The sequence below is a fragment of the Streptomyces thermoviolaceus genome (assembly GCF_045209695.1).
GTDB lineage: Bacteria > Actinomycetota > Actinomycetes > Streptomycetales > Streptomycetaceae > Streptomyces > Streptomyces thermoviolaceus.
Genome location: NZ_CP109280.1, coordinates 5,220,115 through 5,242,191 on the forward strand (window position 1 = coordinate 5,220,115; position 22,077 = coordinate 5,242,191).

Sequence of the window (22,077 nt, forward strand, 5' to 3'; positions counted from 1 at the left end):
ATGCCGCAGTGGACCTCGGTGGTGAGTGCCGCGCAGCTCGCCCGGCTGCTCAACTCCCAGCAGCACCGCCCGGCGGGCCCCGGCAGCCGGCGCCCGCCCGCCTACCGGGCCCTGGCCGACGGCGTCCGGGTGCTCGTGCTGGAGGGACGCGTCCCCGTGGCCGCCCGGCTGCCCGCCGAGCGGGAACTCGCCGCCGCGCTGTCGGTGAGCCGCACCACGGTCGCCGCCGCCTACGAGGCGCTGCGCACCGAGGGCTTCCTGGAGTCCCGGCGGGGCGCGGGCAGCTGGACGGCGGTCCCGGCCGGCAATCCGCTGCCCGCCCGAGGACTGGAACCCCTGCCGCCGGAGGCGCTGGGCTCGATGATCGATCTGGGCACCGCGGCCCTGCAGGCACCCGAGCCGTGGCTCACCCGGGCCGTGCGGGGCGCGCTGGAGGAACTGCCGCCCTACGCCCACACGCACGGCGACTACCCGGCCGGGCTGCCCGCGCTGCGGTCGATGATCGCCGAGCGCTACACCGCGCGGGGCGTCCCGACCATGCCCGAGCAGATCATGGTCACCACCGGTGCCATGGGCGCCATCGACGCCATCTGCCACCTCTTCGGCGGCCGCGGCGAGCGCATCGCGGTGGAGTCGCCGTCCTACGCCAACATCCTGCAGCTGATGCGGGAGGCCGGTGCCCGGCTGGTGCCCGTCGCGATGGGGGAGGGGCTGAGCGGCTGGGACCTGGACCGGTGGCGCCACGTGCTGCGCCAGGCCGCGCCCCGCCTCGCCTACGTGGTCGCCGACTTCCACAACCCCACCGGCGCCCTCGCCGACGAGGACCAGCGGCGCCGCCTGGTGGAGGCGGCCCGCGCGGCCGGGACGGTGCTGGTCGTGGACGAGACGATGAGCGAGCTGTCCCTCGACCCTGACCTGCGCATGCCGCGGCGGATGTGCGGGTTCGACCCCGCCGGCTCCACGGTGATCACCGTGGGCTCGGCCAGCAAGGCCTTCTGGGCCGGGCTGCGCATCGGCTGGGTGCGCGCCGCGCCGGACGTGATCCGCAGTCTGGTCGCCGCCCGCGCCTACGCGGACCTGGGCACCCCCGTCCTGGAGCAGCTGGCCGTGAACTGGCTGTTCACCACCGGCGGCTGGGAGGAGGCGGTGCGGCGGCGCCGCGAGCAGGCCCGGGAGAACCGGGACGCCCTGGTCGCGGCGGTGCGGCGGGAACTGCCCGACTGGGAGTTCGAGGTGCCGCACGGCGGCCTGACCCTGTGGGTGCGCACCGGCGGCCTGTCGGGCTCGCGCCTGGCCGAGGCGGGCGAACGGCTGGGGGTACGGATTCCCTCCGGTCCGCGGTTCGGCGTCGACGGCGCCTTCGAGGGATACGTCCGGCTGCCGTTCACGGTCGCAGGAGCGGTGGCCGACGAGGCCGCGGTGCGGCTGGCGGCGGCGGCCCGCCTGGTCCGCACGGGCGCGTCCGGCAACGGCGCACAGCCTCGCAGCTTCGTGGCCTGACCGCCGCGCCGTCGGCCGGAGCGGCGGGAGGGGCGGGGCCGCGGTCGACGGACGGCGGCGGTGCCGTCCGCCGCGGGACCGACGGTCCTCCGGGGCCTCCGGTGCTACGGCATCTACGGCTGCTACGGCAGCCTCCGGGTCTTCGGGGCCCGCCCGGGACGGCGCCGCCCGTGTCCTCGCGCCAGGCGCGCCGCGCCCACGCGCGGGCCGCGCACCGTCGGCGGCGGCACGCGGCCGCCGGCGGCGTCTCAGGACCGGTCCGGCACCGCCGCCTTCGTCGTCATCGACGCGTCGACGGTCTCGACGGTCCCGACCGCGTCGACGGCCTCGGCGGCCTTCGCGGTCTCCTCGCTCACCGGTGTGCCGTTCTCCGGCACCCTCTCCCCGTCCGGCGGCGTCGTCCTGGGCGGCAGCAGGTCGAGCACGGCCCGGCGCAGCTCCTCGCTCACCGTGTCGTCGTACGGGTCGGGAGTCGCCGGCACCTGCAGCCGGTGCACGGGGCCCGTGCCCAGCCGGGCGTATCCGCGCCCGGGCGGGACGGCGGCGGGCGGCGTGGTGTGCGGAGGGGCGCCGAGCACGGCCTTGACCTGCTCCGGTGTCGCCGGCCCCAGCACCACGCGGGCACGGGTGTGCTGCCGTACCGCGTCGCACAGCGCGTCGGCGCTGTCGAACTGCTCGGCCACCACCACCGTCACGTTGGCCGCGCGGCCGTGCCGCAGAGGCATCTGCAGCAGCGTCTGCGGGTCCTTGCGGCCGTCGGAGGCGGCCAGATGGGTGAACGCGGTGGGCCGGTCGAGCAGCAGCCACAGCGGGCGCCGGGTGTCGTCGGGCGGCGGGTGCCCGGCCTGCCGTGCGCGGTTGACGGCGACCAGCCGGCGCTCGGTCTCGGTGGCGGCCCACTCCAGGCTCGCCAGCACCCCGCCCAGCGTGCACTCGACCGCGAGGACGCCGTCGCGCCCGGTCAGGCAGGCGTACTCGCCGGTGCCGCCGCCGTCGACGACGAGTACGTCGCCGTGGCGCAGGGCCTGCAGCGCGATCGAGCGCAGCAGGGTGGAGGTGCCGCTGCCCGGCTGGCCCAGAGCCAGCAGATGCGGCTCGGTGGAGCGCAGGCCCGTGCGCCAGACGACCGGCGGCACATCGCGCTGTTCCTCGCCGAAGCTCAGGGGGAGGGTGCGCGGAACCTCACCGGGGTCGGTGAAGCCGAGCACGGTCTCGCCGGGGGCGGTGACGAAACGCTGGGCGGGGATGCCGTGGGGCAGCGGGGCGAGTGCGGTCACCGCCAGCTCGTTGTCCTCCTCGTTCCAGGTGAAGAGGTACTCCCTGCCGCGGCCCGCCTTGGCGGCCAGCAGGTGCTCGATGCGGGCGCGGGCCTCCGGTTCGCCGTCGGTGAAGTGGGCGGGGTAGCGGATCACCAGATGGCACAGGCGGCCGGAGTCGTCGAACCGGTGGTCGGGGAAGGCTTTCTGCCACGCGCCGCCGTGGGCGTACAGCGGGTCGGGGTCGCCGGCGGCGGAGAAGTAGGGCACGAGGGCTTCGTACAGGGCGACCAGGCGCTGGGTGCGCGGCTCGGCCGGGTCCTCGGACGGGGGCGGGGTGCGGTCACGGCCCTGCCAGGCGGCCGCCGCGGTCACCGTCAGAGCAGCGAGCAGCGGTCCGTACGGCACCATCGCCACCACCAGGATCACCGACCCCACCAGGAACAGCACGGGGCCGCGCCGGTCCTTCGGGGTCTGCGCCCACCTGCGCCGGCCGGCCGCCGCGAGCCGGCGCAGGCCGCGGGCGATGACGATCAGCGGGTGGAGGACGTCCGTGGCGTTGTCGGCGGCGGTCCGGGCCAGCTCCCGGCTCCGCGCGAGCTGGGCGCCGCCGGTGGTGAGAATGCGGGGGAGGGGGCGCCGGGCCACTTGAGCCTCCTTGGGTGGTGCGTGGGGCGGGTGTCCCCGCTCGGACGGTCGCGGGTCAGAACCTCATGCCGCCGAGCAGGCTCGCCAGACTCTCTCCGCCGGCCTTGATGCTCGGTGCGATGGCCGTGCTGGCGAGGTAGAAACCGAACAGGGCCGACACGCACGCGTGGGAGGGTTTCAGTCCGTCCTTGCGGAAGAACACGAAGACGAGGATGCCGAACAGGACGACGCCTGAGACGGAGAGGATCATGGGAATCTCCTGGTGTCGAGGGGGACAGTCACCCTGAGTCCTTCCAGCATCACAGGATGTGTCTATATGACAAAAGGTGCAACTGGGTGAGATCAGGCCGATTTCCGCCGCGTGGCGGAACCGGCACGGGAACCGGCCGCCTGGTCCTGTTGCGCCCGTCCCGGTCCGCGGTGATCTTTACCCCGGCACCGGGCGCGAAGGGCGCCGCCCGAGCCAGTACGCTGGCGGTTCACCCCCACGGCCGAGTCCGCGCACGGCCGTACCCGGCGCCCCGCGGAAGCCCGCGCGGCCCCCGCAGTCCCCGACGTCCACAGCGAGAGGCGGTCCGCACGCATGAGTGAAGCCCCTGACCCCGAGGTCGTGGAGCTGGCGACCAAGATCTTCGATCTGGCCCGGCGGGGGCAGACCGAGGCGCTCGTCGCCTACATCGACGCCGGTGTCCCGGCCGACCTCACCAACGACCGCGGCGACTCGCTGGTGATGCTCGCCGCCTACCACGGACACGCCGGCACCGTCCGCGCCCTGCTCGCGCGCGGCGCCGAGGCCGACCGCGTCAACGACCGCGGCCAGACACCCCTCGCCGGGGCGGTGTTCAAGGGCGAGCGGGAGGTCGTCGAGGCCCTGCTGGAGGGCGGTGCGGACCCCGACGCGGGGACGCCGTCGGCCGTGGACACGGCCCGCATGTTCAACAGGACCGAGCTGCTGGAGCTGTTCGGCCGGCCGTGACACGACGGGCCGTGCACGTCCCGGACGACCCGCCCGCCGGCGGCCCCGCGGCCCCGGCGGCGCGCCCCGCCGCCGTACGGGTGACGGGCGACGGCCATGGCCGGAGGGGACGTGCCGCCGGAAATTTCGGTCGCGGCGGCGCGGACGCCGGGTCATCATGACGTCGTGATTCACGGACGCGACGGCCGGGCAGGTGTTGCCGCACCGCGCGGTCCGTGACGCGGCCCGTCCGGGCCACCGACGAGAGGCAGAGGGACATGGTCTACAGCAAGCAGGCAACGGCGGGCGCCCCGACGTGGTGTCACGCAGCCCGGTGAGGTGCGGTTCCCGGTTGCGTCGACGCTCGATGTGAGGCTGTGTTGTCCATGTTCGATCCGGTCATAGCGCCCAGCGGCACGCTGCTCGGCCTTCTGCAGCGGGGCCGAGGCGACGGCACGCTGCACGCGCTCACCGCCCCCCGCGCCGAGGCGCTGGCGGCGCTGGAACAGTGCGTGCGGCACGACCCCCGCCACGACTGGCGGGTGGAGAACCGCTCCTTGTACTACGCCCGGCTCTATCTCGACCTCGCCGGCGACCTGGACGCGATCGAGGCCCACCTGTTCGCCCCCGAGGACACCCTCGACCCCGACGAGTCACGCACCGGGCTGTCCCTCTCCGTCCTCGGCCACCTCGCCTCCTACGGCCGGCGCGACGCCCTCGCGCTGCTGCGCCGGTACGCCGTGAGCGGCGCCAACTGGGCCTGGGCGTTGGACGAGCTGGCCCTCAGAGACGACGACGCCGGGCTGCGCGCGCTGGCCGAACCGGTCCTCGCGCGCTTCCCCGCCGACCCCCAGGGCGAGGCCGAGCTGGCCGCCGCCGTCCGCGACGCCTTCGAACCGCGCCCGTGGCGGCTGTGGGCCGAGGATCCGCGTCCGGCGATCGCCGCACGGGTGCGGGCCGCCCAGGAGGCCGGCAGCTTCGACCGCTGGCAGCGGCAGCTGCGGCCCGGCGGCCCCCGCCCCGGGTGGAGCGTGCAGGCCGTGTTCGACTGGGCCCAGCAGGGCCTGGAGCGCGGCACCGCCCGCCATGTTCCCGCCGCGCGCTGTCTGGCCGCCGTGGCCGGACCGGGGGACCGCGGCACGATCCTGCGGGTCGCCCGCGAGGGTGCCGAGGCCGCCCGCTGCACCGCCCTGCGCTACCTCGCCGACAGCGGCGACCCGGACGCCCTCGACCTGATCGAGGCGGCCGCGACGACCGGCCCCGCCCCGGTGGCCGAGGCCGCCGTCGAGGCCTTCGAACGGATGCGCGGCGACGCCGCCCTGGACCGGGCCCGCGGCTGGGCCCCGCGCCCCGGCGCGCTGGGCGCCGCCGCCGGCCGCATGCTCGCCTGTCGCGGCGGCGCCCGGGACCGCGACCTCGTCCTCGCCGCCCTGCGCCGGACCGTGCGGGGCGAGGGCCCCGACGCGCCCGACCTGTGGACCCTCGTCGAGGGCGCCGGCCGCCTGGGCATCACCTGTGCCGCACCGGTGCTGCGGCACATCTACCGGGAGACGGCCTCCTCCCATCTGCGCGGTCGCGCCGCCCGCGCGCTCGCCGCGACCGACCCCTCCTTCCGCGCCGGGTTCGCCGTGGAGTGCCTCTGGGACTGCGAGGAGACCACCCGCGAACTCGCCGCCCGCTACGCCGAGACCGGGGACAGCCGCGTCGTGGAGCGCCTGCGCCGGCTGGCCGCCGACCCCGCCGAGGAGGCCGAGGTGCAGACGGCCGTCCGCAGCCGCATCGGATCCGGCGACACGCCGACCGCCTGACGGCCCGGCCGCCCCCGCCGCACGGTCCGGCGAGAGGCCGGGCGCGGCGGCGCTCCGGTCGCTGCGAGGGAAGCGGGGCCGGTGCCGTACGACGGTCCCGGCCCCGCCCCGGCTCACCGGTCGAGGTCGGACAGGTCCAGCACGAACCGGTAGCGGACGTCGCCCGCGGCAAGCCGGTCCGGAGCGGTCTCCACCTGGCTGGACGGCAGCACCTCGACGTCCGCGGTGATGCCGTGCTCGGCGCAGAAGGCGAGCATCTGTGCGGTCTGCCGCAGCCCTCCCGTACCGGAGGCGGTGAGCTTCTTGCGGCCGGTGACGAGCTCGTACGGCCTCGGACCGTCCATCAGGGGGTTGTGCCGAGGACGCACAGGGTGCCGTCGAGGCCCAGCATGCCGAGCAGCGGCACGAGGTCGTGGTCGGCCGAGATCGTGTCCAGGACGAGGTCGAAGCGCCCCCTGGCCGCGGCCACCTGGGCCTCGTCGGTGGTCACGATCAGCCCGGCCGCCCCGAGCCGCAGGGCGTCCTTCTCCTTGGCGGCGCTGCGGCTCAGGACGGTGACCTCGGCGCCGAGCGCCGCGGCGAACTTCACCGCGAGGTGGCCGAGCCCGCCGAGCCCGGCGACGGCCACGCGGTGCCCCGGACCCGTGCCGGCGGCCCGCAGCGGCTCCCAGACGCTGATGCCGGCGCACAGCAGCGGCGTCGCCGCGGCCGGGTCGAGCGCCTCGGGCAGGCGGAACGCGAACGTCTCGCGCAGCACGTACTCCCGGCTGTAGGCGCCCAGGGTCGGCGTGCCGTCGATGCGGTCGGTGCCGCCGTAGGTGGTGGTCGGACCCTCGTGGCAGTAGTTCTCCTGCCCGGCCCGGCACATGGCACATGTCCCGCACGAGTCGACGATCGTGCCGATGGCGACCCGGTCGCCCGTGCGGAAACGGGTGGCCTGCTCCCCGGTGGCGACGACCACGCCGGTCGCCTCGTGACCGGGGACGAGGTTCTTCTCGCCGAGCATCCCGTGGATGCGATGCAGGTCGCTGTGGCAGACACCGCAGTGGTCGATCCGCACGGCGATGTCGTCGGGCCGCAGGTCACGCCGGTCGAGGGTGACGCGGGTCAGTGCGTTGGAGGCGGGGTCGAAGCTCCGTCAGCCGGTCGTCCTCCTCATGGACGGCTCCTTGCGATGAAAGTGAATCGGAATTTCCGTTCATCTTAATCCGCCTGCGGAACGATCGTTCCGATTCGCTTAGACTGAGGGTGATGCGCGAACGACCCGGCCCCTCGTCCTCCCGGCGTGCGCCCCGCCGCGACGCGGTGCGCAACGACGCCGTCGTCCTCCAGGCGGCACGCGAGGTCTTCGCCGAGCAGGGGCCGCAGGCGAGCATGGAGTCCATCGCCGCGCGGGCCGGTCTCGGCGTCGGCACGATCTACCGCCGCTTCCCGGGCAAGGACGCCCTCCTCGACGCGATCGCCCGGCTCTTCGTCGACGAGCTGGACGAGGCGAGCGCGGCGGCCCTGGCGGATCCCGATCCCGCGGCCGGGCTGGAGCGGTTCCTCGACTTCGTCGGCGCCTTCAACACCGAGAAGCGCCGCTACGCGTCCTTGCTGGCCGGCCGGATCGGCCCCGACGACGAGGTGAGCAGACGCACCTTCGAGCGGATCCGGCAGCTCACGCAGAAGGCGGTCGACGCCGGCCATCTGGCGCCGGACGTGACCGGGGACGACATCCGGGCGCTCGTCGCGGCGATCCACGCGGTGGTCGCCGCGACACCGGACGAGGGCGGCTCCGCATGGCGCCGTTTCGTCCGCATCCACCTCGCCGGGCTGCGCGCCGACCGGACGGAGGGCTGACCGGGCGCGACGACGACCGCTCGCCCGGCGCCGGACCACGGCGCACCGCTGTCGCCGGACGGCCGGACACCGCCGCAGCCGGCGGACGCCCCGGCGCCGGACGGCGCGCCCCCCGGCGCCACGCCGGGCGATCATTTTCGGCCGGTCGTTCAACGATTCCGCGATACCCGTGTTGTTTCGTTCTCGCACGATGCGGTTGAATCACGAGCATGGCTGAGCACCTGAGAGATCTGGCCGACGACCGGGCCCTTCTGGGGCGCACCAGCACCGCCGAGCGGGTCGCGGACATCCTCAGGAGCCGTATCGCCGAAGGGTACTTCCCGCCCGGGACCCGGCTGTCGGAGGACAGCATCGGCGGCGCGCTCGGCGTCTCCCGCAACACCCTGCGCGAGGCCTTCCGGCTGCTCACCCACGAGCGGCTGCTCGTCCACGAGCTGAACCGGGGCGTGTTCGTCCGGGTGCTCACCGTCGAGGACGTCGAGGACATCTACCGCACCCGCCGCCTGGTCGAGTGCGCCGTCGTGCGCGGCCTGGGCGAGCCGCCGTACGCGCTCGACGACGTGGCGGAGGCCGTCGCCGAGGGCCGGCGGGCCGCCCGCGCCGGCGACTGGAAGGCGCTGGGCACCTCCAACATCCACTTCCACCGCGCGCTGGTCGCGCTCGCGGGCAGCGAACGCACCGACGAGCTGATGCGCAGCGTCTTCGCCGAACTCCGGCTCGCCTTCCACGTCGTGGACGACCCGCGCCGGCTGCACGAGCCCTATCTGGTCCGCAACGAACAGCTGTTGCGCACCCTGCGGGAGGGCCGGCGCGAGGAGGCCGAGCAGCAACTCGCCGTCTACCTCGACGAGTCGTTGGACGGCGTCGTCGAGGTCTACCGGCGGAGGGTCGGCCAGACCGTCTGACCCGCCCGGCCCGCACGGGGTTGCGAGCGCACGGCACGTCACGGACGTGGCGTGTCCTCGACGGCCGCGGCCGACGCCGTTTGGGAGGTTGTCAGATCGAGGACCTAGTCTGTGACCGTGACTTCGCCTGCAACGACGGACAGTGATCCGCCCCAGCTCAGCGCGGGGCCGCGGCCCGCTGTGGGCCCGGCCGCCGACGAGGGACTGGCGCGGCGGCTGCGCGCACTCGCCTGCACCGCGCCCCTGCACGACCTCGACGCGCGCAAGGCCAATCTCGCCGGCGAGTACACGGTGTACGGCATGGCGGAGATCGCCCTCGCCGCGATCGATCTCGTCACGCTGCACATGGACTTCGACACCGGCGCCGACCACGACGAGGTCGTCGCCCGGCTGATCCCGCGCGTCGCCGCCCAGGCCCCCGACCGGCCGGCCGCCGAGCACGAGCGGGTGGCCCGCTGGGTCCTGGAGAACCTGATCAACGTCGGCAGCGCCGACCGCGGCTTCCGCGTCGTCTACGGCATGTTCGAGCCCGACGGCACCTATGTGCGGCGCGACTACGACTTCAAGCTGATCGAGGAGGTCCCCGGCCCCGGCGGCACCGTGTACCTGCGCACCACCGACGAAGCCGTCAACGTCCTCGTCGGCGCCCTCGACACCGACGTCACCAGCGCGCAGATCGCCGCCGAGGTCAAGCTGGAGGTGCTCATCAGCCGGGGCCGGCTGGCCGACGCCCAGCTCGCCGCCGAACAGGCCCGCTACCGCACCGTGCAGTACGCCGAGTCGCTGCGCCGCGCCCTGGAGGCCACCCGGCGCAACGTCCGCGCCGTGGACTGGCTGAAGGCGGTCCCCGACATGATCGCCGAGGCGCTGGACCACGTCGCCGAGCGCTACCGGCACGAGAACGCGATCCTCACCAACATCCGCCGGGCCCGCGACGAGTCCGAGGACCCCGAGCACAAGCGGCGCGCCGCCGAACTCGTCGACATCGTCAAGGACTGCATCCGCCGCCACACCCAGCTGCAGGTCCGGCTGCTGGAAGCCGGCCCCCTCTTCCGCGCCGAACAGGACCGGCAGGCCTTCGCCACCCCGGTCACCGCCTCCGGCACGGACCTGTACGGGCACCTGCTCGCGCCCACCCTGCCGTTGCCGCTGGAGCAGGCGCTCCGCGTCACCGACGCGTTCTTCGCCCACGGCACCGGCCTGCGCACCCCCGTGTCCGTGCGCCTCGGCGACCTGGTGGACATCCTGTTCACCCCGCCCGCCGAACGCGACCACCTCGGTGCGGAGATGCCCGAACCCGACCTGATCGCCACCCCGGACGACAGCCGGTTCAGCGAGGAGCAGATGGCCGCCGCCCAGCAGCTGCTGGACCTGCCGGCCGACGCGCCGCGCCGGCTGTCCGGGCTGCTCGCCGAGGCCCGCGCCCAGGACCCCGACCTGCCGTACCTGGTCGCCCTGCTGGCCGTGCACGCCGCCAGCCCGCCGGTCGGCACCGCCTACCGCCAGGGCGAGGAGAAGCTGCTGTTCGCCGTGGACGACGGCACCGAGCTGGACGACCCCGAGTTCGGCGGGGCGGACCTCATCGTCGGCACCGCGCTGCTGGACGCCGCCGGGATGGCCGCCGACCGCACGGAGGCCGTGTGACCCTCCGCCCCACCACCCCGGCGGGGCCGGCCGCCGACCGTCCCGCGTGCCCGCCGCCCGCCCCCGCCCGTCGTCGTCCCACCGTGAAATACAAGGAGTTGTGTCCGTGACCGAGCACGTCGAGCGCATCGAGCCGGACAGCGGCGGTGCGGCCGGGACGGCCCCCGTCACGCCCGCCGACGCCGCCGACGCGGCCCGGCTCGTCGCCTTCGGTCTGCAGCCCAAACTGCAGCCCGCCCGCGACCAGGAGTACGCCGACCTGCTGCGCCGCCACCGCGAGGACCCGGCCTTCGCCCGGCTCGCCGACGCCGTGGCCGCCGGCCTCGGCCTGGTCGTACTGGAGGTGTCCCCGCGCGCCGGCATGGTGGTCACCGCCGCCGAGGACTCGGTGTTCGCCGTCCGCATGGGCGACTACGCCCGCCGCACCGCCGCCGACTCCGGCGACCGCTTCCTGCACGGGCTCGCCCATCTCGCCGTCGCCGCCCTCGCGTTCCCGCGCCCCGAGGACCTCGCGGACGACGCCTACGTCGGCCGGGTCACGGTCAACGGCGTCGACGCCTTCGTCCGCCAGGCGTGCCGCCGCCTGGAGGAACGCGCCGAGGAACGCGGCGAGAACACCGACCCCGCCACCGACGCCCCCGGGCTGGAGGCCGCCTGGCGGGTGTGGGCCCGGCGCAGCGCCACCGGCGCCACCAAGGACGCCCGCCGTCCCGCCTCCTCCACCACCGGCATCGTCGCCAAGGCCATGGCCTTCCTCGCCGACTCCGGCTTCCTGCAGCGCACCGGCGACGACAACGGCGGCACCTACCGCACCACCGCCCGCTACCAGCTCCAGGTCCGCGACATGGCGGGCAGTGCCGCCCTGGCCGAACTGCTGGACCTCGGTATCGTCCCGGTCACCGACGGCACCCCCAGCCTGCTGCCCGCCGAGGACACCGACGACCTGGACCTGGTCGCCGAGGCCGGGCTGCCGTTCCACTCGCCGTCCTGACCCCGGGGCCCGCCTCCCACGGCCCCGCACCACCCCGATTAGCACCAACACTGACGAGAGTCCGCCATGTACGAGCTGTCCCGGGTCCGCCTCTACTCCATCGGGCCTGCCGGTGCGCGTTACGCCGACACCGTGCTCGACCTGCGGGGCGTGGGCGAACCGGTGCCCGAACCCGCACCCACGCAGGGGGAGTTCTTCGAGGAGGAACCGGCCGGCCCGCCGCGCCGACCCGCCCCCGCCGGTGTGCTGTTCCTGGAGAACGGCGGCGGCAAGTCGGTCCTGCTCAAACTGATCTTCTCGGTGATGCTGCCCGGTCACCGCAACACCCTCGGCGGCGCCAGCTCCGGCGTGCTGCGCAAGTTCCTCCTCGCCGACGACTGCGGGCATGTCGCGCTGGAGTGGCAGCACGTGCTGACCGGCGAGTGCGTGGTCGTCGGCAAGGTCAGCGAGTGGCGCGGACGCCAAGTGTCCACCGACCCGCGGAAGTTCGCCGAGGCCTGGTACTCCTTCCGCCCCGGCCCCGGCCTCACCCTGGACAACCTGCCCGTGGCCGAGGCCACCTCCATCCGCCCGCCCGCCGAGGGCACCTCCGGTGCCAAGGGCCGGCGCCGCACCATGAAGGGATTCCGGGACGCCCTCACCGAGGCCGGCAAGACCTACCCGCACCTGCAGGTGCACTGGGAGGAGATCCACGAACGCTGGACCGAGCACCTCGGCGAGCTGGGCCTCGATCCCGAACTCTTCCGTTACCAGCGGGAGATGAACGCCGACGAGGGCGAGGCGGCCGGCCTGTTCGCGGTGAAGAAGGACTCCGACTTCACCGACCTGCTGCTGCGCGCCGTCACCGACACCCGCGACACCGACGGCCTCGCCGACCTGGTCAGCGGCTTCGCCGACAAGCTGGGCCGGCGCGCCGAGCTGATGGCCGAACGCGACTTCACCGCCGGGTCGGTGGAACTCCTCGGCCGGGTCGTGGATGCCGACCAGGCCCGCGCCCGCGCCCGCGACGTGCACGCCGGCGCCGAACGCCGCACCCGCACCCTGGCCCGCCGGCTGTCCGCCCGGGCTGCGCAGGAGCGGGCCCGCGCCGCCGACCTCGCCCAGCGCGTCACCGCCGCCGCCCATGCCGTCACCGACTGCGAGAGCGCCCGCGAGCGCAGCGCGCTGATCTCCGCCGAACTCGCCTACCGGCACGCCTCCCTGGCGCTGGCCGCCGCCGAGAAGGCCGCCGCCGCGCAGAAGAAGGAACTCGCCGAGGCACGCACCCTGCACTCCGCCTGGCAGGCCGCCGAGGCCGTGCTGCGCCACCGCGCCGCCGCCGACCGGGTGGCCCGCGTCTCCGCCGCGATCCAGGAGGCCGAACGCGACGCGGCCCCCGCGCTCGCCGCCCGCACCGAGGCCGCCGTGGACCTCGTCCGCGCCCTGCACGCCGCCGCCGAGGAGGCCGAGGCCCTCGCCAACGAGGGCGAGGAACGCTCCGCGCAGCTGCAGGAGTCGAGCGAGACCGCGCACCGGGACGCGACCACCGCCGCCACCGAGGCGCAGCGCGCCCGCAGCGAGGCCGAGCACCTGCGGCAGCGGCTGGCGGAGGTCGAGCAGGAGACCGCCGAGGCGGTCCGCGCCGGCTGGCTCGACGACAGCGGCCCCGACGCCGACCCGGCCCGTGCCGCGCTGGCCGCCGGTGACGCGGAACAGACCGCCGTCGCCGCCTTCGACGAGGCCCGCGAGGCCGCCCGCACGGCCGCCGAGCGCGCCCGCGAGGCGGCCGCCGCGGCCTCCCGCGCCGAACTGACCGCCGCCCGCGCCGCCGACGCGGCCGCCGCCGCCGAACGGGACTACGACGCCGAACGCCGCACCGCCGAGGCGCTCGCCGCCGAGGAACGGCTCGCCGAACTGCTCGGCCTGCCCTCGGCGGCCGCCCGCGTCACGGTGCCCGGACCGCGTCCCGCCTCCGACGACACGGACGGCACCGGCGCACCGGGGCAGGCGTCCCCGCGCGCCGAAGAGGCCGACGGCCGCCCCCGGACCGACGGACCGCTGACCGCCGAGGACCTGGACCGCTACGCCGAGGAGCTGCGCGGCCTGCTGGACGACGCGGTCGCCTCCGCCGAACGGCAGCTGTTCGACCTGCGCACCGCCGCCGCGGACGACGCGCGGATCCTCGGCGCGCTCGGCGACGGCGGCCTGCTCCCGCCGTCCCCGGACGTGCTGGCCACCGTCGAGTTCCTCGGCGAGCACGGCATTCCCGCCCTGCCCGGCTGGCGTTACCTCGCCCAGTCCGTCGACCCCGCCGACCACGCCCGTGTGCTGGCCGCCCGGCCCGAACTCGTCGACGGTGTGATCATCACCGACCCGGACACCCACGCCCGGGCCCGCGAGGCACTCGCCGACGCCGCTCTGCTGCCCAGGTCCGCGGTGGCCGTCGGCACCGCCGCCGCGCTGCTCGCCCCGGCCCCGGAGACCGGCCCGGGCGACGGCGAGGTCTTCCTCGTCCCGCCGAACCCGGCCATGCACGACGAACTCGCCGCCGACGAGGAACGGCAGGCGCTGCGGGAACGGGCCGCCGAACGCGACGAGGAGATCCGCCGGCTCGCCGCCCGGCTCGGCAAGGACCGCGAACTGTCCGCCCGGCTCGCCTCCTGGCGCGCCGGCTGCCCGGCGGGACGGCTGGCCGAACTCGCCGAGGCCGTGCGCGCCGCCCGCGCCTTCGCCGAGGAGGCCGAGGCCGACCTGGCCGAGGCCCGCGCCGCCCTGACGGAGGCCGAGGAGACCGCCGCCGAGGCCGCCCGGCTCCGTGACGAACGGCAGGAGGCCGCCCAGCAGGCCCGCCGTGCCGCCGCCGCCCTGTCCGGGCTCGCCTCCCGGCTGCGGGAACGCGCCGGCTGGCAGGCTCGGCTGCGCGAACTCGCCGACGAGGCCGCCGAGGCCGAGGCCCGCGCCCAGGCCTGCCTGGAGCGCGCCCGCGCCGCCGACGAGGACCGCCGGGCCGCCCAGCGCGCCGCCGACGACGCCCGCCGCACCGCCCGCGCCCTGCGCGCCGAACGCTCCGAGATCGCCGGCGCCCCCGACGACCTGCCCGAGGCGGACGCCGAGGCGCCCAAGGCGTCCCTGCCCGCCCTGCGCGAGGCCTACCGGGCCGCCTCCCAGGTGTACGAGAAGGTCGGTGTCGGCGCCGACCTGCGCGCCGAACAGGCCCGCGCGGAGAGCGACGAGAGCGCCGCCCGCGCCGAACTGGACCGCCTGAGCAACAAGGTCCGCACCCGCGCCGAACAGCTCCTGCAGTCGCCCGACGGCTCCGACGGGCCGTCCCGGCAGGCCGCCGCCGCCCGCGCGGAGGAACTGGTGCACGTGCTGGAGGCCCGCATGTCCTCGGCGAGCGAACAGCTCGGCCGGCTGCGCGGCGAGGCCGAGCGCCTGGCCCCCGCGGACGGCGAGGGCCACACCGACCTGCCCGAGGACCTGGTGCCCGCGGACGCCGACCACGCCCAGGCCCTGCTGCGCACCGCCACCGCCGAACTCGCCGCCCGCACCGAGGCCTTGGAGCAGGCCCGGCAGACCCACCAGGAGCTGCTCGACGCCCACCGGGCCGCCGAGGACGCGGCCGGCGGCTTCGACGAACTCGCCGCGATGCTCCGCGATTCGCTGCGCGACCCGGCCGGGGAGGAGGAGCAGACCGACCCGGAGCCCTACCCCGGCAGCATGGAGGCGGCCCGGCAGGCGGCCGCCGAGGCCCGCCGCTCGCTGCGCGGCTGCGCCGCCGACCTGTCGGCCGCCGAGGCCGCCGTGCGCGAGGCCGCCGACGTCCTCGTCCGGCACGCCAACTCCGCCCGCTACGAGCAGGTGCGCACTCCCGCCCGGCAGCAGATCCGCGAACTGCCCGCCTCCGCCCTGCCCGAACACGCCCAGCGATGGGCGGACGCCTTCGCGCCCCGGCTGCGCGTCCTCACCGACGAACTCGCCCAGCTGGAACGCAACCGGGACTCGATCGTGGACCGGCTGCGCGGCCTGGTCGAGTCGGCGCTCGCCACACTCCGCTCCGCCCAGCGCCTGTCCCGGCTGCCGGAGGGCCTGGGGGAGTGGTCCGGGCAGGAGTTCCTGCGCATCCGCTTCGAGGAACCCGACCAGGCCACCCTCACCGAGCGGCTCGGGGAGGTCATCGACGACGCCACCCGCGCCGCCGTGAAGAAGAACTCCGATCTGCGCCGCGACGGCATGTCCTTGCTGCTGCGCGGAGTCGCCGCCGCACTGCAGCCCAAGGGCGTCGCCGTGGAGATCCTCAAACCGGACGCGGTGCTGCGCGCCGAGCGCGTCCCGGTCGGGCAGATGGGCGACGTCTTCTCCGGCGGCCAGCTGCTCACCGCCGCCATCGCCCTGTACTGCACCATGGCGGCCCTGCGCAGCAACGACCGCGGCCACGACCGGCACCGCCATGCCGGCACCCTGTTCCTGGACAACCCCATCGGCCGGGCCAACGCGACGTATCTGCTGGAGCTGCAGCGCGCCGTCGCCGACGCCCTCGGCGTCCAGCTGCTGTACACCACCGGCCTGTTCGACACCACGGCGCTGGCGGAGTTCCCGCTGGTCATCCGGCTGCGCAACGACGCCGATCTGAGGGCGGGACTGAAGTACATCAGCGTCGAGGAACATCTGCGCCCGGGCCTGCCGCAGCCGGTCCCGGAGGGGCAGGCGGTGCACAGCGAGATCACGGCCACGCGGATGTTCAAACGCCCGGCCTGACCGCCCGATCCGGGGCCGGGCCCGCCCGGCGGCAGCCAGACAGGCGGGGCGGGTGGGTTCAGCACCGGAGTGCGACGCCGGCCTTCATGACCCGCTGGGGGCGTGGAGGCCGGTGCCGTGCCATGTCCGCCCCGGAGCGGCGGTTCAGGCACAGCGGTCGAACAGGGACTCGATGTGACCCTCCAGACGGTGCGTGAGGACATCCGCCGTCAGGTCGCTGCGGCCCAGCTCACGCCAGGGCACGGCGACCTTCTCCGCGTCCGGGCGAAGCCCGGCGCGTCCAGCAGCCGCCAGTACAGCCGGGCGGTGTCGTCCTCGGTCAGGGTGCCTCCCGCGGCGACATGGCGGTCGGTGAAACGCACGCCCGCGTCGACCCCGTGCAGCAGGGCGCGAGCCGTCGAGCAGTGCGCCACGTCCAGGTCGGCCGGTCCCCAGGAGGTCTCCACCCAGTCGACGACCCCGCTGATCCGGAGGCGACCGTCGTCGGTGCCGGTGAAGAGGACGTCGCCGGGATGGAAGTCCCGGTGCAGGAAACACCCCTGCCGGGCCGGGGGGTCGCGGCGGATCACGTCGAGGGCCCGCCGCCGGAGCCCGGGCCGTCGGGTGGCCGTCGGCACGGTCACCCGCTCGGGCAGGGGCCCAGGGGATAGGTGCGGGGCCGCTGCCGCGCGGTCACCGGCACCCGGTGGATGCGCAGGAGTTGACGGGTCATCAGCTCAGCACGGGCATCGGCCCCCGGTCGTCCAGGCGCACGGTCGGTCCCGGGCAGGTGGGACATCAGCAGGGACGGGTGGTCGCAGTACCGCGCCGTCGCGTCCGCCGCCACGAGCGTGGCGGCGGGCACGTCCGGGCGGCCGGCGAGGCCGGCCAGCAGGCGCAGTACGGCCGCCTCACGGGTGACCAGGCCTTCCGTGCCGGACGAAGAACGGCTCGACGAAGGACCGCAGGACGAGCGAGCGCCGGCCGTCGGGACCGCGGACGTCCAGTCGGCGCATCGGTGACGTCCAGCCGCCGCGCAACCGCTCGACCCGCCCGACGCGTTCCCCCGCGGACAGCTGCTTCTCCACCCAGGCACGCGTCGCACCCCAGCTCCGACCGGCGACGTCCACGCCGACGTTCTCCGCCCCCTCGTCCATGGAGGGCACACTGTCCGTCTGACGGCCTGCGCACCGGGTGAACCGAGTCCGCCGGCGGCACCGGGACGGCACGGCCGGTCGCGCGGCCGCCGCCGGACGCCCGGGCGACATCCGTACAGCCGGGTCGGCCGGCCCCGTACCGGCGTGTCACGGGTGCGACAGCTGCTCCGACCCGCCCCTGCGGCGCATGCGCGCCTCGGCGCGCGCGGCGGCCTTCGCCTCCCGGCGGGCCCGGCGCCGTTCGCGCCGCAGGGCCCGCGCGGTGCTGCGCGGGGTGGAGATCACACCGCCGCGCTGCACCCACACCTGCCGGGTCACCCAGACGTCCAGCACCGCCCAGGTCGCCACCACCGTGCCGGCCACGGCGAACAGGACCATGGGGAAGGCCAGCCAGGACCCCGCCATCGTCAGCAGGAACGCGGTCACGGCGAGCACGAGCGTCACGGCGACGATCAGCACCGCCCGCACGGCCGCCTCGCGTACGGGATCGGGCAGCCTGGGCCGCCGCGCGGGCTCCTCCACCCACAGGGGTCTGCGCGGACCGGGGCGGTCCGAATGCTGTGGTGTGCCCCTCATGTGTCCCTCCCCGCTGCCGGCACCGCCCGCCCCCGGGTGTCCCCGTACCGGCCACTTGGTGACTGCCCGTCACGCACCGCTTCACGCCTGGGCACCGGCCGGTACCCCGCCCGGCCGTGGTGACGTCGCGCGTCCGGTGCGCCCCGGACCGTCCCGATGCGCCGTCGCCACCGACAAGGACGCACGGCAGGCCGTGAAGATTCCCGCCCGCCGGAACATACCGGACCCTCACCCCCGAACCTCGCACAACGGCACCCGTCCGGTACATCCCCCTTCCGGCCCGGACGACCGTCGTGCCGGGACGAGTCGACCCGGTCGCGACCGAGAACGGACGTTTGCGTTCCGGTCGGCTCTTCGAATAATCCGGTGGTCGGTAGTAGGCTCGCGCCGTTTCGTGACGCACAGGTACACCCCCGGCCCAAGGGGGCGAGCTGGGGGAGGCCATGCGCTTTCGCGGGAAGTCCATCCGCAGGAAGATCGTGGCGCTGCTGCTCGTGCCGCTGCTGTCGCTGACCGTCGTCTGGGCCTTCGCGACCGTGATCACCGGACGCCAGGCGGCCCGGCTCCTCGCCACCTCGTCCGTGGCGGAGCAGGTCGCCCGCCCCGCCGGGGACACCGTCCGCGTGCTGCAGCAAGAACGCCGCCGCACCCTCGTCCACCTCGCCGGCCCCGGTGACTCCGGCGCCCTCACCGCGCTGCGCCGCAGCCGCACCGCCACCGACGAGGCCGTCGCCCAGCTGCGCAGCGCCGCCCGCGACCCGAAGGTCCGCGGCGTGCTGGGCACCGGCGGCGCAGGACGCCTGACCGCCGTGATCGACGCCCTGAACGGCCTGGACGACCTGCGCCGCAGCGTCGACGACCGCACCGTCGACCGCGCCCAGGCCCTGGACCTGTACGACCGCCTGGTCGACCCCTGCTTCGACCTGCTCGCCGGGCTGCACGTCACCGACGACGCCCGCCTCGCCCGCGAGTACCACGCGCTGGTCGACCTCGGCCGCGCCCGCGAGCTGCTCTCCCGCGAGGACGCGGTGCTCGGCTCCGCCCTGGTCACCGGCACCCTCACCCGTGACGAGAGCCGGATCGTGGCCGAACTCGTCGCCCAGCGCACCCTGCTGTACGACGTCAGCCTGCCGCTGCTGCCCGCCTCGGAACGCGAGCGCTACCAGCGGTTCTGGTCCGACGCCTCCTCCGCCCCGGTGCGCACCGCCGAGCAGGCGGCCGCCGAGGCCGACTCCGGGCCGCCCCGGGGAGTGACGGCGAAGAGCTGGGACGCGGCCGCAGCGAACGCCCTCGGCGACCTGTCCGCCCTCGGTGAACAGTCCGCCAACCGCTACGAGGACCGCGTCGGCCCGGTCGAGACCGGGATCGTTGTGAAGGCGGTCGTCTCCTGCGGGCTCGGTCTGCTGACCCTGCTGCTCTCCCTGCTGGTGTCCGTGCGCTTCGGCCGCGAGCTGATCCGCGACCTCAAGCGGCTGCGCGCCCAGGCCCACGAGGCCGCCTCCGTCCGCCTGCCCGAGGTGATGCGCCGCCTGTCGGCCGGCGAACAGATCGACGTCGCCGCCGAGGTGCCGCAGCTCACCCACGACCGGAACGAGATCGGCGAGGTCGCCCAGGCCGTCGACACCCTGCACCGGGCCGCCGTCGAGGCCGCCGCGAAACAGGCCGAACTCCGCGTCGGCCTCTCCCAGGTCTTCGTCAACCTCGCCCGCCGCAGCCAGGTGCTGCTGCACCGCCAGCTCACCCTCCTCGACGCCATGGAACGCCGCACCGAGGACACCGACGAGCTGGCCGACCTGTTCCGCCTCGACCACCTCACCACCCGCATGCGCCGGCACGCCGAGGGCCTGGTGATCCTCTCCGGGGCCGCACCGACCCGGCAGTGGCGCCGGCCCGTGCAGCTCATGGACGTCGTCCGTGCCGCGGTCGCCGAGGTCGAGGCCTACGAACGCGTCGAGGTCCGCCGGCTGCCGCGCATCGCCGTCACCGGCCCGGCGGTCGGCGACCTGACTCATCTGCTCGCCGAACTCCTGGAGAACGCCACGGTGTTCTCCCCGCCGCACACGACCGTGCAGGTCGTCGGCGAACGGGTCCCCAGCGGTTTCAGCGTGGAGATCCACGACCGGGGTCTGGGCATGCCGCCCGAGGCCCTGATGGAGGCCAACCTCCGGCTCGCCGAGACCCCGGAGTTCGAACCGTCCGAGACCGACCGGCTCGGCCTGTTCGTGGTCAGCCGCCTGGCCCGGCGGCAGAACGTCCGCGTCTCCCTCCAGCTGTCCCCCTACGGCGGCATCACCGCGGTCGTCCTCATCCCCGACGCGCTGCTGACCGACGACGTCCCCGACACCAACGGCGTCGGCTTCCGCCTCGACCGGCCCCGCCTCACCGGGAGGAGGCAGCCGGAGGACCGCCGCGGGACGGAGCAGACCGAGGCCCCCGTACGGCTGCCCCGGCTGCCGGAGGAGGCCGAGGGACCCGAGGAGCCCGAGGAAGCGGGGGACGCCGAGGCCCCGTCCGGCACGGACGCGGAGGAGCAGACCCCGGCCGCGGACGCGAAGGAACAGGCCCTGGCCGCCCCCGGCGAGCAGGACGCCGCAGCTGGATCGTTCCGCCCGCGCCCCGCCCCGGTTCGGCCCCGTACGGACAGCGCGGACACGGGGAACGACGAGGACGAGGCGCCCGGCCGGCCGGTGCCGTTGCCCCGCAGGCGACGGACGCCGAAGCCGGTCGGCTCGCCCGGCCGCCCGGTCGCCGAGCAGCCGGACCCCTCCCTCCGCGAACCGGGCGACGCGCCACGCTCCCCGAGCGACAGCGACAGCGACAGCGACAACGGCACCAGCCCCGCACCCTCACCGCTGCCCGCGCTGCCGCGCCGGCGCAGCACGTCCGCCGGGGCACCGGAGGGTCCCGCCCGGGCCGTGCCCGGGGAGCGGGAGGAGCAGGCCGCCCCGGGGACCGCCGCATCCGGGCCCGCCCGGACCCCCGCCGACGAGGACGGCGCGCCCGCCGCCCGGCCGCTGCCCCGGCGGGTGCGGCAGGCGAGCCTCGCCCAGCAGCTCCAGCAGACTCCGCGACGGCGCACCGCCCGCCGGGCCGATCCGGCCGAACGGGACGCCGAACAGGTCCGCGCCCGCATGGCCTCGCTCCAGCGGGGCTGGCAGCGCGGCCGGCAGGAGAACGCCGCGGGTGACGACACCCGCGACGACAGCACAGCACCAGGAACGACTAAGGGGGACGGTCGATGACCGCACCGAAGGCGACCGGCCAGAGCGCGACCGACAAGAAGGAGCTGAACTGGCTCCTGGACGACCTCGTGGAACGGGTCACGAGCATCCGCAAGGCCATGGTCCTGTCCAGCGACGGCCTGCCGACGGGCGTGTCCAAGGACCTCACCCGCGAGGACAGCGAGCACCTGGCCGCGGTGGCCTCCGGCTTCCACAGCCTCGCCAAGGGAGTGGGCCGGCACTTCGACGCCGGCGGGGTCCGCCAGACGGTCGTCGAACTCGACGAGGCCTTCCTGTTCGTCACGGCCGCCGGCGACGGCAGCTGCCTGGCCGTGCTGTCGGAGGCCGAGGCGGACATCGGTCAGATCGCCTACGAGATGACTCTCCTGGTCAAGCGGGTCGGCGCGCACCTGGGGTCCGCCCCGCGCACCGACCTGCCCTCCGCCGGGTAGTGGGAAGGCATGAGCAGGGACGGTCAGGCAGGGCACCACTGGTTCGACGACGAGGCCGGACCGGTGGTCCGCCCCTACGCCATGACGCGGGGGCGCACCAGCCATGCTGCCCAGCACCGCCTGGACCTGATCGCGGTGGTCGTCACCGAACCCGACGCGGACGACCCGGACACGGACGACGCGCTGTCCCCGGAGCACGTGGAGATCGTCGAACGGTGCCGTGACACCCCGCAGACGGTCGCCGAACTGGCCGCGGACCTCGATCTGCCCGTCGGCGTGGTCCGCGTGCTCGTCGGTGACCTGCTGGACCAGGGGTACGTGTACGTCAACCGCCCCGTACCGCCTGCGGAACTGGTGGACGAGAGTATTCTGCGCGATGTGATCAACGGCCTGCGGGCGCTGTGAG

Annotated in this window: 14 protein-coding genes and 2 pseudogenes; 11 read left to right on the forward strand and 5 right to left on the reverse strand. The window is 75.3% G+C overall.

The window, feature by feature from the left end; genetic code table 11:
* Positions 1 to 1,500, forward strand: a complete 1,500-nt coding sequence (locus tag OG899_RS22790) for a PLP-dependent aminotransferase family protein (protein WP_125496035.1) — start codon at positions 1 to 3, stop codon at positions 1,498 to 1,500.
* A 248-nt stretch (positions 1,501 to 1,748) separates the two neighbouring features.
* On the opposite strand, the gene OG899_RS22795 is transcribed toward OG899_RS22790, so the two are convergent.
* Together OG899_RS22795 and OG899_RS22800 are read right to left on the reverse strand one after the other, a co-directional pair.
* Entirely contained in the window at positions 1,749 to 3,404 is a 1,656-nt protein-coding gene (locus OG899_RS22795; RefSeq protein WP_125496034.1) for an ABC transporter ATP-binding protein, read from the reverse strand.
* A gap of 55 nt (positions 3,405 to 3,459) precedes the next feature.
* Positions 3,460 to 3,654 carry a hypothetical protein gene (locus OG899_RS22800; protein ID WP_125496033.1) on the reverse strand — a complete coding sequence of 65 codons (195 nt, stop codon included), beginning with the start codon at positions 3,652 to 3,654 and terminating at the stop codon, positions 3,460 to 3,462.
* 333 nt (positions 3,655 to 3,987) lie between these two features.
* Here OG899_RS22800 and OG899_RS22805 point away from each other — a divergent pair, with 333 nt between their 5' ends.
* Positions 3,988 to 4,380, forward strand: coding sequence for an ankyrin repeat domain-containing protein (locus tag OG899_RS22805; protein ID WP_125496032.1), 393 nt, complete (start codon positions 3,988 to 3,990; stop codon positions 4,378 to 4,380).
* Between the two features lie 365 nt (positions 4,381 to 4,745).
* Complete coding sequence (locus OG899_RS22810; RefSeq protein ID WP_125496031.1) at positions 4,746 to 6,167, forward strand: HEAT repeat domain-containing protein; 1,422 nt, start codon at positions 4,746 to 4,748, stop codon at positions 6,165 to 6,167.
* Positions 6,168 to 6,280: 113 nt separating this feature from the next.
* Here the strand turns inward: OG899_RS22810 and OG899_RS22815 are convergent.
* A pseudogene (locus OG899_RS22815) lies at positions 6,281 to 7,278 on the reverse strand (NAD(P)-dependent alcohol dehydrogenase).
* A 140-nt stretch (positions 7,279 to 7,418) separates the two neighbouring features.
* On the opposite strand from OG899_RS22815, the gene OG899_RS22820 reads away from it, so the two are divergent.
* The 5 genes from OG899_RS22820 (at position 7,419) to OG899_RS22840 (ending at position 16,286) form a co-directional block, all read left to right on the forward strand.
* Positions 7,419 to 8,009 carry a TetR/AcrR family transcriptional regulator gene (locus OG899_RS22820; RefSeq protein WP_125496030.1) on the forward strand — a complete coding sequence of 197 codons (591 nt, stop codon included), beginning with the start codon at positions 7,419 to 7,421 and terminating at the stop codon, positions 8,007 to 8,009.
* A 209-nt stretch (positions 8,010 to 8,218) separates the two neighbouring features.
* Positions 8,219 to 8,914: a GntR family transcriptional regulator gene (locus OG899_RS22825; protein WP_125496029.1), complete on the forward strand. Its 696-nt coding sequence runs from the start codon at positions 8,219 to 8,221 to the stop codon at positions 8,912 to 8,914.
* Between the two features lie 117 nt (positions 8,915 to 9,031).
* Positions 9,032 to 10,558 carry a hypothetical protein gene (locus OG899_RS22830; protein ID WP_125496028.1) on the forward strand — a complete coding sequence of 509 codons (1,527 nt, stop codon included), beginning with the start codon at positions 9,032 to 9,034 and terminating at the stop codon, positions 10,556 to 10,558.
* 106 nt (positions 10,559 to 10,664) lie between these two features.
* Positions 10,665 to 11,549 (forward strand): hypothetical protein, encoded by an 885-nt coding sequence (locus OG899_RS22835; RefSeq protein WP_125500110.1) that lies wholly within the window; start codon positions 10,665 to 10,667, stop codon positions 11,547 to 11,549.
* Positions 11,550 to 11,615: 66 nt separating this feature from the next.
* Entirely contained in the window at positions 11,616 to 16,286 is a 4,671-nt protein-coding gene (locus OG899_RS22840) for a hypothetical protein (RefSeq protein WP_406311127.1), read from the forward strand.
* A gap of 144 nt (positions 16,287 to 16,430) precedes the next feature.
* On the opposite strand, the pseudogene OG899_RS22845 reads toward OG899_RS22840, so the two are convergent.
* A pseudogene (locus tag OG899_RS22845) lies at positions 16,431 to 17,422 on the reverse strand (phosphotransferase family protein).
* A gap of 147 nt (positions 17,423 to 17,569) precedes the next feature.
* The gene (locus OG899_RS22850; RefSeq protein WP_168130704.1) at positions 17,570 to 17,998 is read right to left on the reverse strand and encodes a hypothetical protein; all 429 of its coding nucleotides are present in this window, start codon (positions 17,996 to 17,998) and stop codon (positions 17,570 to 17,572) included.
* Between the two features lie 443 nt (positions 17,999 to 18,441).
* Here OG899_RS22850 and OG899_RS22855 point away from each other — a divergent pair, with 443 nt between their 5' ends.
* The 3 genes from OG899_RS22855 to OG899_RS22865 are packed head-to-tail and all read left to right on the forward strand — an operon-like array spanning position 18,442 to position 22,076.
* Positions 18,442 to 21,240, forward strand: coding sequence for a nitrate- and nitrite sensing domain-containing protein (locus tag OG899_RS22855; protein WP_168130703.1), 2,799 nt, complete (start codon positions 18,442 to 18,444; stop codon positions 21,238 to 21,240).
* A complete protein-coding gene (locus OG899_RS22860; protein ID WP_125500105.1) occupies positions 21,237 to 21,671 on the forward strand; it encodes a roadblock/LC7 domain-containing protein in 435 nt (144 codons plus the stop codon). The genes OG899_RS22855 and OG899_RS22860 overlap by 4 nt, the downstream gene beginning before the upstream one ends.
* Before the next feature lie 9 nt (positions 21,672 to 21,680).
* Positions 21,681 to 22,076 carry a DUF742 domain-containing protein gene (locus tag OG899_RS22865; RefSeq protein ID WP_125500104.1) on the forward strand — a complete coding sequence of 132 codons (396 nt, stop codon included), beginning with the start codon at positions 21,681 to 21,683 and terminating at the stop codon, positions 22,074 to 22,076.
* The last annotated feature ends 1 nt before the right edge of the window (position 22,077 follow it).

Coding starts and splice junctions, on each gene's coding strand:
- OG899_RS22790 (WP_125496035.1), top strand. CDS start 1: ATGCCGCAGTGGACCTCGGTGGTGAGTGCCGCGCAGCTCGCCCGGCTG.
- OG899_RS22800 (WP_125496033.1), bottom strand. CDS start 3,654: ATGATCCTCTCCGTCTCAGGCGTCGTCCTGTTCGGCATCCTCGTCTTC.
- OG899_RS22805 (WP_125496032.1), top strand. CDS start 3,988: ATGAGTGAAGCCCCTGACCCCGAGGTCGTGGAGCTGGCGACCAAGATC.
- OG899_RS22810 (WP_125496031.1), top strand. CDS start 4,746: ATGTTCGATCCGGTCATAGCGCCCAGCGGCACGCTGCTCGGCCTTCTG.
- OG899_RS22820 (WP_125496030.1), top strand. CDS start 7,419: ATGCGCGAACGACCCGGCCCCTCGTCCTCCCGGCGTGCGCCCCGCCGC.
- OG899_RS22825 (WP_125496029.1), top strand. CDS start 8,219: ATGGCTGAGCACCTGAGAGATCTGGCCGACGACCGGGCCCTTCTGGGG.
- OG899_RS22840 (WP_406311127.1), top strand. CDS start 11,616: ATGTACGAGCTGTCCCGGGTCCGCCTCTACTCCATCGGGCCTGCCGGT.
- OG899_RS22850 (WP_168130704.1), bottom strand. CDS start 17,998: ATGAGGGGCACACCACAGCATTCGGACCGCCCCGGTCCGCGCAGACCC.
- OG899_RS22855 (WP_168130703.1), top strand. CDS start 18,442: ATGCGCTTTCGCGGGAAGTCCATCCGCAGGAAGATCGTGGCGCTGCTG.
- OG899_RS22860 (WP_125500105.1), top strand. CDS start 21,237: ATGACCGCACCGAAGGCGACCGGCCAGAGCGCGACCGACAAGAAGGAG.
- OG899_RS22865 (WP_125500104.1), top strand. CDS start 21,681: ATGAGCAGGGACGGTCAGGCAGGGCACCACTGGTTCGACGACGAGGCC.